Below are 14,141 nucleotides of genomic sequence, written 5' to 3'. Positions count from 1 at the left end.
CTGCTGGCTTATGCACGAAATCCAAGACTGCTAGCGATATCTCTCTCCCGCTCTAGGACCCATTGGCAATCAAAAGGCCCCCAATCTGAAAGTTGATAATAGCCGTCATTATGACGTCGACCATCTTGAACGAATATAAGTTCAATACCAATCCCCGGTAATGCCTTTAGTACATCTTGAATCGTACGACGAGGCCACCCCGTTTTTTCGATCAACTTCGGCACATTCGGCCTTTCTAGGTTTTCCACCAGCAAGGCCAAATATAGTCGCCTTGCAAAAACAGGACTCAATTCCATTGACACCTCCTAAAATTGTGCTAACTCATTATTTCTTTTTTGCCCAACGAGATGTTGCGTTTGATCAATAACTCGACCTTTCTATTTGATTTAGACAATTTTTTATTCACTTTATGTCTAATGTAACCAATTCTTGAGTTGTAACATCGATACCTCTCCCCCAAACAACCTCATGTTATGTGGGTAGAGAGTAGAGTGGTTATAGAAATTATGTTCTACCGCATTTTGTCAGTTTGATTGCTTCTTGATAGGATGCGGTAACAACTCCAAATCGTTCATACACGAATCAACTCTACTCGTGTAAACAGAATAAAGAAAAAAGGGAACACTATGTCGATTACCATGTTCGGTATTCCAAACTGCGATACGATTAAAAAAGCCAAAAAGTGGTTAGACGCTGAAGGTATCGCGTATGATTTTCATGATTACCGCAAACAAGGCATTGATACCGCGATGGTGACAGAGTTTTGTCACGCATTAGGTTGGGAACAGGTGGTCAACAAACGCGGCACGACCTACCGACAGCTGACGCAAGAACAAAAAGACTCTCTCAATGAAGAAAACGCCATCGTTCTATTGGTGGAAAACCCTGCGATGGTTAAGCGCCCAATTTTAAGAGTGAATGATCAACTGCATATCGGTTTCAAAGCGGATCAATACACCACTATTTTTAATTCATAATTTAAGGAATATTCAAGGATGACAGACAGTCCTGTGTTGGCACTTGCTAAAGATCTGATCAGCAGACAATCCGTAACCCCTGAGGATGCAGGTTGCCAGAACCTGATGATTGAGCGCTTAAAAGCACTCGGTTTTAATATTGAAGTGATGGTGTTTGAAGACACAACCAATTTCTGGGCACGACGGGGCACAGAAGCGCCATTGTTTGCTTTCGCCGGTCACACCGATGTTGTACCAGCAGGCAAGCTGGAAGATTGGGATACCCCTCCCTTTGAACCAACCATTATGGATGGCTACCTCTACGGTCGTGGGGCAGCCGATATGAAAGGCTCGTTAGCTGCAATGGTTGTCGCCGTTGAGCGCTTTATTACGGATAACCCTGACCACAAAGGCTCTATTGGTTTTTTAATTACTTCGGATGAAGAAGGTCCATTTATCAACGGTACGGTTCGCGTTGTAGAAACGTTGATGGCGCGTGGCGAGAACATCGACATGTGCATCGTCGGCGAACCTTCAAGTACTGACGTGGTGGGAGATGTTGTCAAAAACGGACGTCGTGGTTCAATTACCGGTGACTTGACGGTAAAAGGGACACAAGGACACGTGGCCTATCCTCACCTCGCGAATAACCCAGTACACGCCTCTTTACTGGCGATCCATGAACTCGCAACGACCGAGTGGGATCAAGGGAATGATTACTTTCCACCGACCAGCTTTCAGATCCCGAATGTCTCTGCTGGGACAGGCGCATCTAACGTAATTCCTGGTGAGTTTAACGTGCAGTTCAACCTACGTTTTAGCACCGAGCTAAGCAACGACTTAATCGTTCAGCGTGTTACAGAGACCTTAAATAAGTATGATCTGAACTATGAAGTAAGCTGGACCTTCAACGGTGAACCGTTCTTAACTGACACGGGGGCATTGCTCGATGCCGTTGTCGCTGCGGTAGCAGATGTTAACGATACTAAGCCAGCGTTACTGACCACTGGCGGCACCTCTGATGGCCGTTTTATTGCACGTATGGGGGGGCAAGTCGTCGAACTAGGCCCAGTTAACGCCACCATCCATAAAGTGAACGAATGTGTGAAAGTCGACGACCTAGAGAAACTCACTGGCATGTACCAAAACACACTGAAACATTTGCTGGCGAAATAAACGCTCGAAATAGGCCATCCAGTACTGAGAACATCATGACACCAGAGCAACTCACCGGAACGACAGATACTCACCTTCAATCGACCATGGTTGGTCAAAAGGCCTTTCTGATGCATCCAGATGTGGCCGATGACCTACTCAGAATGATTGAAGTGGCTTCAAGTGCCGGCTTTAAAATGGAGATCGCCAGTGGATTTCGAGATTTTGAACGCCAACGCGCCATTTGGAACGGGAAGTTTTCCGGCGATTTGCCCATTCAAGATTCTCACTCTCAACCGTTAAACAAGACAGATTTAAACGACGAAGAGAAACTGATGGCCATTCTCCGATGGTCAGCCCTACCTGGAGGAAGTCGTCATCATTGGGGGTGTGATTTTGATGTTTATGCCCGTAATTTATTGCCACAAGACACTAAACTTCAATTGGAGCCATGGGAGTATTTGCAAGGCCATCAGTACGATTTTCATCAATGGTTACGAGCGCATCTTGAAGATTTCGGCTTCTTTTTCCCTTACCAGCAAGATTTGGGGGGCGTCGCAATTGAACCTTGGCATATCAGCCATAAAGCGGTATCACAGCAATGCCTGACACATTTAACGCCAGATCTACTGAAAAATCAGTTAATCCAGCAGAATCAGATCAAAAGCATTGCAGGTATTGACGTCATATTGAATAATTTAGAGACGGTTACTGCTAAATTTATTCACAATATTACATCGCCGGAGGCGCTATGTTAGAACTGCTTACTAACCCTTGGGTTATCATCACGGTGGTGCTGAGCGTGGTCATTGGTAATATTGCAGCGCTAAAATACACGGCCAATATGAAGCTAGGTCAGATGGATAAAAGTCGAAAAAATGACTTAGACCAACTGAATAAACTTGATAAAGCACGTGATGAGAGCAATGACAAAAACTGAGACGGGACTCGTTAACCAAGTGCCCATCTCAGAGTAAATCAATCCGCATAAAAAAGGGACCGCGTGAGTCCCTTTTCTATTTCTTCGCTTCTGACTACTGCTTCACAACGCTGGCCAAAACCGGTGCTAGCGATTTTAGAAACGCCTCCTCGACTGGCTTACCTGAAGAGTCGGTGATGTTAATAGAAGTTCGGTTACCTAAATCACCAAATAGGAATGTATATTTACCTGAGTCTAAATCAACCGGTTTAACACCAATCTCATTCCAGAACTCATCATCTGGAGATGCATATTTTGCGGTAACCGTACCTTGAGACTGACTCCGCTCTTCAATAGTAAAACCCATCTTAGGTAAGATGTTTGGCAAACGCTGCCAAAGCATATTGTATTGTGCACGAGCAACGATAACTGGAAGCCCACTGCGGTCTTTACCCATGGTAATTGGGATATGCTTCACCAACTCTTGTGCGTTACGTTGTGCTTGTTCACGCACGTCTTGATCGTAGCGAGCTGTCACCAAGTTAGTCATGAATGCATTGTAACGCTCACGATTGGTTGCCGTGACCTCTTTTACTTGGTTACCTTCACGCCAGTCAATAAGGTTTACTTTAAAACCATGTCGACCATTGGCTTCTGTACGCACAATCTCATATCGACTCCCAACTTCTAAATCTTCATCTGGAGAGTCCCAAGTGACCCAACCTGTTTCGATGCGCGAATCCGTTTGGCTTTCAACCGGAATTTGATTGGTTTCAACCATACCCAGCACCGTTTGCCAAACCTTATCCAACTCGTCTTTTCGGAGTAACCAAAGTGTCACTTCCCCATCACGATTACGATCAAGACGAGCACCAGGAATAAGCTCTAGCACCTGTTGTGGTGGACGAATATCTACTTCTTTACCCACGCCACCGACATAATCACCCTGAGGGATATCATAATTTGGGTAAAACTGAGGTTGTGCCCCCTGTGGGACATTCCACTCACCCAAATTTTGGGAATTCAAATACTCGAAGTCGTCTTTTGCTTGACGACGCTGATTGGCACCACCTGAACAGGCAGTCAATACGAATACAGCTAATGAACTTAACACTAACTGGCTTGAAAGCTTCATCTATACTCCTAAAATACTCAGGGCTTATCCGACCCTCAGCATGAACTTCAATCCTAGTAACTCAATCTTAATAGCTCAATTTTAATAAATACCGGCGTCGGTTAACGACTGCTCCACGATCGGCTGCGATTTTTCAGACAGAGTGGTTAAAGGAAGACGCAAACCACCGTCTTCAATCAAGCCAAGCTTTTGCGCTGCCCATTTTACCGGGATAGGGCTTGCCTCAATGAAAAGGTTCTTATGCAACGTCATTAAACGCTGGTTAATCGCCTTAGCTTCTTCGCACTTACCTTCACTTGCCAAATCGAACATGTCTGCCATGTCTTTAGCCGCAATATTGTTGGTTACCGAGATAACACCATTGCCGCCAAGTTCCACAAAATCGAGTCCCGTCGCATCATCACCGCTTAGTAAGATAAAATCTTCGCCACAAAGTTCACGATGAAGTGCAACTCGACTCAAATCGCCTGTCGCGTCTTTTAATGCAACAACATTATCAAGCTTTGACAAGCGAGCCACTGTTTCTGGCTGCATATCTACCGCAGTACGACCTGGTACATTATACAAAATTAGAGGCACATCACTTGCTTCAGCGATCGCCTTGTAATGCAGGAACAAACCTTCTTGAGTGGGCTTGTTGTAATACGGTGTCACACTCAGGAAACCTGAAATACCAGAATCAGCCAATAATTTGCTAAATGTAACTGCTTCGTGGGTGGCATTTGCTCCCGTACCAGCAATCACAGGGATGCGACCGTCGGCAAACTCGACCGTTTTATTCACGACCTTTACATGCTCTTCAATCGTCAGTGTCGCTGACTCGCCTGTTGTGCCTACAGCCACAATACCGTCTGTACCGGCTTCTACGTGGTACTCTACTAGCTTTTGTAGACTGTCAAAGTCTACTTCACCATCCGCTTTGAATGGTGTAATCAGCGCTACGATACTTCCTGAAAACATGTTTATCTCCCTCACTTTACTCTTTCTGCATGGTACTGTAATGCGATTGAAAAACACAAGAGCGTAAACTCGCTTACAAAGTACAAATGAATGAATAATTATCAGTTGTTAGAGGTCTAGCAACTTAATTACTCGATTTGGTTTAATTCCCAACAATCTTAATAATCGTGTTAGGCCTAGTAGTTAGTGAGCCGCATGGCTCTATATTCGAGTGACTTTAGAATCTATCAGTGATTGGAAAAATAGCGAAACAATACTTAATGCCACTCTACTCTGAAATCGAAAATATACTCTTGGGTTATGTCGGCTAAGTCAGGCTTGAGTGAATAAAAAGACCAAATCGTCAGCAAATGAGCAGAGAAAGTTTTATTGCTTAGCACTCAGACGTTGAAATCAAAAATACAGGCTGACACTCTCCAGTCAGCTTGCTTTTTTATAAACTAAAAAAAGAACGGACTCGTATTTCTCGTCAATATTTGTGCTAACATCTTCCTATTCAAAAAAGGACAAGAAGCTCATTTATGAAGCAAAATCTGGTACTTACAGCAGTTGGAACGGACCGTCCGGGCATTTGTAACCAAGTGGTAAAACTGGTCACTCAAGCTGGCTGTAACATTGTCGATAGCCGCATAGCTATCTTTGGAAATGAATTTACTCTGATCATGCTACTTACTGGCAACGCTAGTAATGTCACCCGCGTAGAAACACAACTGCCGCTATTGGGCCAAGAGCATGATCTGATTACGATCATGAAGCGAACGGCCTCTCATGAGCTACTCGGCCACAGTTACACCATGGAAGTGTTTATCGAGTCTGATGACCGCCTTGGTCTAACAGAAGAATTTACTCGCTTCTTCGCGGGTCAACAGATCGGCTTAGACTCCCTGAGCGCCCAAACTATCAGTAAGTCGAAAATTCAGCGTGATACTGACCAATTTCACATCGCAATTACCGCATCAGTCAGTACCGACAGTAATCTAATGCAATTACAAGAAAATTTCGATGAACTTTGTAAGTCACTCAACGTACAAGGTTCTCTGAATTTCATTAAAAACACACTATAAAGTAAAGGAAATCACCATGAATACGCTGACAGTAGGCTCGCCAGCGCCAGCCTTCTCTTTGCTCGACCAAGACGGTAACACCGTTTCTCTTGATGACTTTAAAGGTAAAAAAGTACTTTTCTATTTTTATCCTAAAGCAATGACGCCAGGCTGCACTACGCAAGCAAAAGGTCTGCGTGATATTAAAGCAGAGCTAGACGCGCACAATATCGTTGTATTGGGCGTAAGCATCGACCCTGTCAAGCGGTTGGGTAAGTTTATAGAACGTAACGAATTGAACTTCACCTTACTTTCAGATGAAGATCATACCGTAGCCGAGCAATTTGGCGTTTGGGGCGAAAAAAAGTTCATGGGTAAGGTCTATGATGGTCTTCATCGTATTAGCTTTCTCATTAATGAAGACGGCGTGATTGAACACGTGTTTAATAAGTTCAAAACAAAAGACCACCACGAAGTGGTTCTGAACTACCTTAACCAAAACGCGTAATCGATATCGCGTCACGACACAATAAAAGCCCAGCGTTCTGCTGGGTTTTCTTATTCTGTCGTTTACTGCTTGCTATTCTTGTTCCGCAGTCTGGTTTTCTTCTGTACTTGGCAACGCATGCCAAACCGCTTTCACTAGTGTCGCCAATGGAATAGCGAAGAAGACGCCCCAAAAGCCCCACATACCACCAAATACCAATACGGCAACAATGATTGCGACCGGGTGTAAGTTGACGGCCTCAGAAAACAACACAGGGACCAACACATTACCATCTAACGCTTGGATAATACTGTAGGCAAGGAGTAGCCAATAAAACGGAGGGGTCAATCCCCATTGGAACAAACCGACAATAGCAATGGGTACCGTTATGGCTGCCGCACCGATATAAGGGATCAATACCGACAAACCAACAGCTACCGCAAGTAACGCCGAGTAACGTAAATCCAAAATCGCAAAAGTTACGTAGCTCACGCTACCAACGATTAAAATTTCAAGTGCTTTGCCACGAATGTAATTAGAGATTTGCTCATTCATCTCATGCCAAACTTTATTTGCCAACTTACGATTTTTAGGCAAAATTTTACTCGCAATTCTTAACATCTCTTCTTTGTCTTTTAACAGGAAGAAAATCAATAGCGGCACCAAAATCAAGTACACCACTAACGTTGCAATGCTCACCAATGAAGCAAGTGAACCTTTAACAACGCTTTCACCCAATCCTAATGCTTGGTTTTTTGCATTACTAAAAACCGTTTCCACAATTTGTAAATTCGCCAACTCAGGGTGACGCTCTGGCAACGTAACGATGAACTTTTGCAGACCGTTATACATATTCGGAATGTCGTTGATAAGGTTTCCGACCTGAGTCCAAATTGTCGGCACTAAACCAAACATGGCGATTAACATTAACCCAAGAAAGATTAAAATAACGATGATGACCGACAATGTGCGCGGCACTCCCAAACGGCACATCTTAACGACAGGCCATTCAAGAAGATAAGCTAAAACGATCGCGACAAGCAATGGCGCAATCAAATGCCCAAAAAAGTAAATGGTGATGAAACCAAACAGTAAGATCGCGACGAGGCTTACTGCATGAGGGTCAGAGAAACGTCGCTTGTACCAGCGATTTACCATTTCAAACATCTTATGAGGATTCCTTATTGAAGACAGTCAATGTGTAGTGCTCGGGTGTAGATTGGCAATCGACTAGGTACCCTTGGGCACTTAGGTAGTTCACGATGTCTCGTTTAGAGCTGCTATCCATTACTTGAATGACAAGTTGATGATACTGTTGAGCTTCTCCTTGAAAGGCCTCAGCAGCGTGACGTTTTGCAAGCAACAGCGCCATTGGGCAACGTTGTTCGCGCAAATCAAGTAACATCGATTCCATTGTATTGCTCTGCACTTATGATAGGGTTGTATTGTAACGGCTTTTTAAGCTGGTGCTAGCACTTCTAACATGATTTAACCACATGCTAAAATGACTCGGGTATAAAGAAATTTACGAAACCAATTCGTTCATTTCCGGTCTTATTGCTAGCGTATATCCACGCGGATGACCAAAAGACATGTGGCATGCTAGGAGAACCTCTACCTCCAACCACACGCTTAGGTATTTTTGGAGACCCCTTTAAACGTATGTTAAAACGCACTCGCTCGCTAGTTTGTTTATGTCTTGCTGCTGTAATCAGTTCGCCGACCACTTATGCCAATACCAACAGCATGGATTTGCCCGAAATCGGTACGGCTGCTGGAGGCACGCTTTCGATAGACCAAGAGTTGATTTATGGCGATGCGTATATGCGCATGCTTAGAGCCAGTAAGCCTCTCGTCAATGACCCCGTGATTAATGAGTACATCGATTCTTTAGGCCACCGTCTGGTTGCCAATGCGAATGACGTAAAAACCCCGTTTCACTTTTTTATGATCCGCGACCGTAATATTAACGCGTTTGCGTTTTTTGGTGGTTACGTCGCGTTGCACTCTGGCTTGTTTCTTCATGCTCGCTCTGAGAGTGAACTCGCCTCTGTTGTGGCGCACGAGATCGCACACGTCACGCAACGCCACCTCGCTCGTAGCATGGAAGAACAAGCACGCCGTTCTCCTGCAACATTGGCTGCGCTCGCTGGAGCTTTACTACTTTCTATTGCCTCCCCAGAAGCGGGGATGGCGGCAATTACCGCGGCAACTGCGGGCAATATGCAAAGCCAAATCAATTATACTCGCACTAACGAGAAAGAAGCGGATCGCTTTGGGATTTCGACGCTGGCAAAAGCAGGCTTCGAAGTGCAAGCCATGCCTCGCTTTTTTGGACGCCTTGCCGATGAGTATCGCTATGCCAGTAAGCCACCACCAATGCTGCTAACGCATCCGCTACCCGAAGACCGTATTACCGATAGCCGTGCGCGAGCCAGAACCTACCCACCAATGCGAGTCGTCCCGTCGATAGACTACCACCTAACTCGTGCGCGCATAGTGGCGCGTTATGCAGGCATTGATGGACAAGCCGCTCTTAATTGGTTTGAACGTACACAAAAGCAAGCCTCGGCAGATATCACGCTGGCTTTCGATTATGGACGAGCTTTGGTGCATCTCGATAGTAAGCGCTTATCTCAAGCAGAACCGATTTTGGAAAAGCTCTTAGAACAAGACCCAAGTAACCCATTCTACCTTGATACCATGACCGATTTATATATTGAGAAAAAGCAACCAGACAAAGCGATAGAAATGCTCAACCGGGCGCTCTCTCGTAATCCTCAGAATAAAGTTTTAACCATCAACTATGCCAATGCGCTACTTGAAGGTAATCAAAACACTCTGGCCGTGCGTGTTCTTCAGCGTTACACCCATGATTACCCAGAAGACACAAACGGCTGGCACTTACTCTCGAAAAGTTATCATGCATTAGGCCGTAGTGATGAAGAATTGGCCGCACGTGCTGAAATTTTGGCACTACGAGCAAACTGGAATAAAGCGATTCAATATTATAGTGAAGCAAGTAAAATGGCCAAACTGGGTAGCTTAGAACAAGCGCGATACGATGCTCGTATTGACCAACTCATGATCCAAAGAGATCGATTCATGGCATTACAATAACGAAATGGAGAAAACCATGTCAGTCGTGATTTACCACAACCCTCGCTGCTCAAAGAGCCGTCAAACTCTTGAGCTACTTGAGCAAAACGGTATTACACCAGAAATCATCAAATACCTAGATACACCTCTGAATGTAAATGAACTCAAAGTACTTTACACTCAACTCGGTTTATCATCTGTACGTGAAATGATGCGTACAAAAGAAGCCATTTATAAAGAGTTAGGCTTAGGTGAAGCATCTGTAACCGATGAGCAACTATTCGAGGCCATGGCTACAAACCCTAAGCTATTTGAACGCCCAATTGTCGTTGCCAATGGCCAAGCGAAGATTGGTCGCCCACCAGAACAAGTGTTGGATATTCTATAAATGGATTGCCGAATCCTTATTTTGTACTTCAGCCGTCACGGCTCCACAAGACAGTTGGCAAGGCAGATTGCAAGAGGGGTTGAATCGACTCCTCATTGCCAAGCAATTTTACGTACAGTTGAAGAATTGTCACCTGACTCACATCCCCCTTCCGATCCAATTGTTACTCTAGAAGAACTGAAGACATGTGACGGTCTCGCTTTCGGCAGCCCTGTCTGGTTTGGCAACATGGCAGCCCCTTTAAAACACCTTTGGGATCAAACGACTTCTCTATGGGTTGGTGGTGACTTAATTGATAAGCCTGCTTGTGTCTTTACCTCCTCATCTTCGATGCATGGTGGTCAAGAAACAACATTACAAAGCATGATGACTCCTTTATTGCATCACGGGATGATGGTAATGGGGATTCCATATGCAGAACCAGAGCTACACACCACACAGTCGGGGGGCACGCCCTATGGTGCAAGTAGTGTGGGTCAGGAGCCTAGCCTCACCAATGAAGAGGCTCGCCTGGCACAAAAATTAGGCAAACGACTCGCAACCACAGCGTTAAAATTAAAAGTCTGTTAGTAAATTCAAGGATAGTTCATCGATGTCTGACTCTTTCGACCAAATACCACTCGGTACGCAGGCTAAAACTTACCGTTACCTCGCTTTGTTTGGCAATTTAGCCTTATTAACTTGGGTCGCTATTTGGCAGCTTGCGTTATCGCCTCACCCTCACCTAAGCAGTACAACATTGGCTATTGCATGGTGTATTCCTTTGTTACTTCCACTTCCCGGAATTTTAGCGGGCAAACCTTATACTCACGCTTGGGCTAACTTTGTTCTGATGCTGTATTTCTTACACGCCCTGACCATTCTTTATGTGGATGGCGGCGAACGTTGGCTTGCGGCAGTGGAGTTACTGCTAACGTCATTAGGCTTTATAGGGAATATTTTATTTGCTAGGGCGAGAGGTAAAGAACTAGGGCTAAAACTAAAACTTTTATCCCAAGTAGAAAAGGAAGAAAAGTCGAAATTCAATAAATAATACGATGAAACTCAAATGAGCGTGATAGGTATCATCAACCGTTAATCTAGAATCTAGATATCAAAAAAGAGTCGCCAATCGCGACTCTTTTTTCTATGCTATTTTTTACCATTTACTGTGGTTGGTATAAACACTATGACGCCGTGCGCCATTGGTAGATAAGATCATACTGCTCTTGCACTGGCGTAACACCAGCAGGGGATTCAACCGCTTTTACTCTCTCTTCGCTAGACTCTTCAATCATGTCAGCCGGAGCTTCGGACTGCCCTTCTGCTTCCGCTGCAGGCTTTCTTGTTTGCTCCACTTGCGCAGACTGCTCTGGTTGTTGTGCCGGAACCATGTTTTCAACCTCCCTCAACTGAGAGATCGATGATAGCTCTTTCTCAAAGGCTTGTTGAGAGGCCAACAAGTGGATATTTAACGTCAACTCATTACCTTGAACACGCTTGACTTCAATTCCTGCGACAGAATTAAGTTGTTTTAGTGCATTTTCTAAACGGAAGAAGTCGGCTGCAGATGTAACGTTAAGCACTTTCACTGCAAGCGCTTGTGAAGACTTCCCAGAAACCACCACCGCACTCTTACTCGCATAATAGTCGGCAATTCCGTCTACCATAGCAGCAATTGCATTGGAGCCGGATTCAGAGCCATTACGAGCAGAGCGTTGCACATCAAGAATGTTTGTTGGCGATTGATCGTACAGCGTCCAACGAATCTGATCTCCTTGAGCACGCACAACAAGAATCGCATCAGCTTGGTAGCGTTGGCTTGCTTGACCAATTGGCTCAATAAATCCCCCCCATAAATCAGAAACATTCACGCCCGTTACATCATCAAAATCCCCGACAGGGATCGTGATCGGCAAACCTCTTGATTGCGCCGCCCCGCGAAGTGCTGCAATGTTGGGTGAGCCGGAGTGCTCCCAAGCGATGTTGCGATCATAGTCTTGTTCCTCAACCATCCAAACTAAGATATTAGGTCGATTGGGAGACCAAGACGGCAATTGAGCCTGAGTGAGCAACGCGCTGATTTGACCACTATTGAAAAGCATCTTCAAACTTGTTTGCCCATTTATCTGACCATAACTCAGTTGTGATATATAGCGCGCGCTGGAGCTGAGCGCCTTTTTAATAACAGGATTGCTTAATGAGGATTGAGAACCCGTAGCTCGAACAATCACATCTTGCATACCTTGTTGACGAGCCAATGTCTCACCGTTGTTCTGCTCATTGTCGATAACCACTTCAGCACGATAGATATCTACCTGAGTTAATGCATATACCGGTAGGGACAACCAACCTATCAGTAAGAGAGCTAAATAGCGCATAGTTTTTATAATCCTCTAAACAAGAACCCGAATAATAAGCAACTATCAAACCTTGAGCAAGGCAAGCTCTGAGTAAATTGCCTGTATCTTAACGAGTTAAAGCCGTTTGGTTAACAACCTTGGTATATACGCGCTACTCTCTGTTTTTATAAAAGCGTGATTGTTTATGGTCTTATCGCGATAATTAAATCATCAAACAAACAACCTCTACCGGACTCGCAAAACAGACCAATTTGCAAGCAACCAGCTCTCAAAATCGTCATTTGTCTTATAACTTCAACTCAAAGTTTGATCCAGGCAACATTGCAAACGATTACAGGATGATAGAATTCGCCGGATTTGTCTGCGTATCTTTAAATAGGGAATTATTATGAAAAATGCGTTACAAGGCGCTCAAATGCTCTTTGTCGCTTTTGGTGCTCTGGTACTTGTGCCACTCCTCACTGGCCTTGACCCCAACGTGGCCCTTTTTGGTGCTGGTGTCGGTACCCTCCTCTTCCAATTAATGACTAAACGTTCCGTTCCAATCTTTCTTGCCTCTTCTTTCGCGTTTATTGCTCCTATTATGTTCGGTATCCAAACTTGGGGTATCGGTGCAACCATGGGTGGCTTAATGGCCGCAGGTTTGGTGTACGTTGCACTCGGTGCAATGATTAAGGTTCGTGGTGTTGGTTTTATCCATAAAATTTTGCCCCCAGTGGTTGTTGGTCCGGTGATCATGGTCATTGGGCTTGGCTTGGCGCCAACAGCGGTAAATATGGCCGTAGGCAAAACTGGCGATGGCGCGGTACAACTGGTTAACGGCGATGCGGCAATCATTATCTCCGCGGTCTCTTTGCTCACAACTATCGTATTAAGTGTCTTCGCAAAAGGTTTCCTCAAGCTGGTTCCTATCGTTGGCGGCATCCTAGCAGGTTATTCAGTATCACTCTTTTACGGTGTGGTGGACTTTACCCCTGTGACTCAAGCCGCGTGGTTGGCAATGCCAAACTTCACTACACCTGAGTTCAACATCAACGCGATTCTGTTTATGATCCCCGTGGCTATTGCACCAGCGGTAGAACACGTGGGCGACATGCTGGCTATCTCAAATGTAACAGGTAAGAACTACCTGAAAAAGCCAGGCCTACATCGCACAATCGCAGGAGATGGGATTGCGACGATCGCCGCTTCCATGGTTGGTGCCCCACCAAACACCACTTACAGTGAAGTTACCGGTGCCGTTATGCTAACTAAATCATTCAATCCAGCCATCATGACATGGGCCGCGATCACTGCCATCGTGCTTGCGCTTGTCGGTAAGCTAGGGGCAACACTTCAAACTATCCCTATCCCTGTGATGGGCGGCATTATGATCCTGCTGTTCGGCTCTATCGCGACCGTCGGTCTAAATACGTTAATCAAAAATAACGTTGACCTTCACAAGTCGCGTAACTTGGTGATCGTAGCGGTAACATTAGTATTTGGTATTGGTGGTATGGCTTTCGGTATTGGCGAGTTCAGCCTACAAGGCGTGAGCTTGTGTGGGATTGTGGCTATCATTCTTAACCTAGTGCTACCAAACGACTTGGGTGAGAACCACGTCATCGACAATGCACAAATGGAAGAAGATAACGCGAAATAATATCGCTGCGCTGTC

At 45.0% G+C, this 14,141-nt stretch carries 17 protein-coding genes; 11 read left to right on the top strand and 6 right to left on the bottom strand.

Annotated features, from left to right (window positions below; all coding sequences use genetic code 11):
- Positions 1-8: 8 nt before the first annotated feature.
- Complete coding sequence (locus ATG66_RS09625) at positions 9-296, bottom strand: winged helix-turn-helix domain-containing protein (RefSeq protein WP_098415086.1); 288 nt, start codon at positions 294-296, stop codon at positions 9-11.
- A gap of 330 nt (positions 297-626) precedes the next feature.
- Between ATG66_RS09625 and ATG66_RS09620 the strand changes: the two genes are divergently transcribed.
- The 4 genes from ATG66_RS09620 to ATG66_RS09605 are packed head-to-tail and all read left to right on the top strand — an operon-like array spanning position 627 to position 3,051.
- Positions 627-977: an ArsC family reductase gene (locus ATG66_RS09620; protein ID WP_098415085.1), complete on the top strand. Its 351-nt coding sequence runs from the start codon at positions 627-629 to the stop codon at positions 975-977.
- 18 nt (positions 978-995) lie between these two features.
- Positions 996-2,132 (top strand): succinyl-diaminopimelate desuccinylase, encoded by a 1,137-nt coding sequence (gene dapE / locus ATG66_RS09615; protein WP_098415084.1) that lies wholly within the window; start codon positions 996-998, stop codon positions 2,130-2,132.
- Positions 2,133-2,167: 35 nt separating this feature from the next.
- Positions 2,168-2,869, top strand: coding sequence for a M15 family metallopeptidase (locus ATG66_RS09610; RefSeq protein WP_098415083.1), 702 nt, complete (start codon positions 2,168-2,170; stop codon positions 2,867-2,869).
- A complete protein-coding gene (locus tag ATG66_RS09605) occupies positions 2,863-3,051 on the top strand; it encodes a DUF2897 family protein (RefSeq protein WP_098415082.1) in 189 nt (62 codons plus the stop codon). Before ATG66_RS09610 ends, ATG66_RS09605 begins: the two co-directional genes overlap by 7 nt.
- A 94-nt stretch (positions 3,052-3,145) precedes the next feature.
- Here the strand turns inward: ATG66_RS09605 and bamC are convergent, their stop codons facing one another.
- Both bamC and dapA read right to left on the bottom strand, forming a co-directional pair.
- On the bottom strand, positions 3,146-4,165 hold the full coding sequence (gene bamC / locus ATG66_RS09600; protein ID WP_098415081.1) for an outer membrane protein assembly factor BamC: 1,020 nt from the start codon (positions 4,163-4,165) through the stop codon (positions 3,146-3,148).
- Between the two features lie 81 nt (positions 4,166-4,246).
- Entirely contained in the window at positions 4,247-5,125 is an 879-nt protein-coding gene (gene dapA / locus ATG66_RS09595; RefSeq protein ID WP_098415080.1) for a 4-hydroxy-tetrahydrodipicolinate synthase, read from the bottom strand.
- A 521-nt stretch (positions 5,126-5,646) separates the two neighbouring features.
- Here dapA and ATG66_RS09590 point away from each other — a divergent pair.
- Entirely contained in the window at positions 5,647-6,189 is a 543-nt protein-coding gene (locus ATG66_RS09590) for a glycine cleavage system protein R (protein WP_098415079.1), read from the top strand.
- A gap of 16 nt (positions 6,190-6,205) precedes the next feature.
- Entirely contained in the window at positions 6,206-6,676 is a 471-nt protein-coding gene (bcp, locus tag ATG66_RS09585) for a thioredoxin-dependent thiol peroxidase (protein WP_098415078.1), read from the top strand.
- Positions 6,677-6,748: 72 nt separating this feature from the next.
- Here bcp and ATG66_RS09580 read toward each other — a convergent pair whose 3' ends face one another.
- Positions 6,749-7,822 (bottom strand): AI-2E family transporter, encoded by a 1,074-nt coding sequence (locus tag ATG66_RS09580; protein ID WP_098415077.1) that lies wholly within the window; start codon positions 7,820-7,822, stop codon positions 6,749-6,751.
- Between the two features lies 1 nt (position 7,823).
- Positions 7,824-8,060, bottom strand: a complete 237-nt coding sequence (locus tag ATG66_RS09575; RefSeq protein ID WP_179885679.1) for a sulfurtransferase TusA family protein — start codon at positions 8,058-8,060, stop codon at positions 7,824-7,826.
- Positions 8,061-8,317: 257 nt separating this feature from the next.
- Here ATG66_RS09575 and ATG66_RS09570 point away from each other — a divergent pair, with 257 nt between their 5' ends.
- Genes ATG66_RS09570 through ATG66_RS09555 form a run of 4 tightly spaced genes read left to right on the top strand, consistent with a single transcriptional unit; the run spans position 8,318 to position 11,175 of the window.
- Entirely contained in the window at positions 8,318-9,775 is a 1,458-nt protein-coding gene (locus ATG66_RS09570) for a beta-barrel assembly-enhancing protease (RefSeq protein WP_098415887.1), read from the top strand.
- A gap of 16 nt (positions 9,776-9,791) precedes the next feature.
- Entirely contained in the window at positions 9,792-10,142 is a 351-nt protein-coding gene (arsC, locus tag ATG66_RS09565) for an arsenate reductase (glutaredoxin) (protein ID WP_098415075.1), read from the top strand.
- Complete coding sequence (gene wrbA / locus ATG66_RS09560) at positions 10,143-10,712, top strand: NAD(P)H:quinone oxidoreductase (RefSeq protein WP_098415074.1); 570 nt, start codon at positions 10,143-10,145, stop codon at positions 10,710-10,712. It begins immediately after the preceding gene.
- Between the two features lie 22 nt (positions 10,713-10,734).
- The gene (locus ATG66_RS09555; protein WP_098415073.1) at positions 10,735-11,175 is read left to right on the top strand and encodes a DUF2069 domain-containing protein; all 441 of its coding nucleotides are present in this window, start codon (positions 10,735-10,737) and stop codon (positions 11,173-11,175) included.
- Between the two features lie 133 nt (positions 11,176-11,308).
- Here the strand turns inward: ATG66_RS09555 and ATG66_RS09550 are convergent, their stop codons facing one another.
- Positions 11,309-12,502, bottom strand: coding sequence for a DUF2066 domain-containing protein (locus ATG66_RS09550; RefSeq protein ID WP_098415072.1), 1,194 nt, complete (start codon positions 12,500-12,502; stop codon positions 11,309-11,311).
- 370 nt (positions 12,503-12,872) lie between these two features.
- On the opposite strand from ATG66_RS09550, the gene ATG66_RS09545 reads away from it, so the two are divergent.
- Positions 12,873-14,126: a uracil-xanthine permease family protein gene (locus ATG66_RS09545; RefSeq protein WP_098415071.1), complete on the top strand. Its 1,254-nt coding sequence runs from the start codon at positions 12,873-12,875 to the stop codon at positions 14,124-14,126.
- Positions 14,127-14,141: the final 15 nt, after the last annotated feature.

Source organism: Vibrio sp. ES.051, from assembly GCF_002563795.1.
Lineage (GTDB): Bacteria > Pseudomonadota > Gammaproteobacteria > Enterobacterales > Vibrionaceae > Vibrio.
Note: the sequence above shows the minus strand (reverse complement) of the source record. Positions and strands in the feature narration are given on the sequence as shown.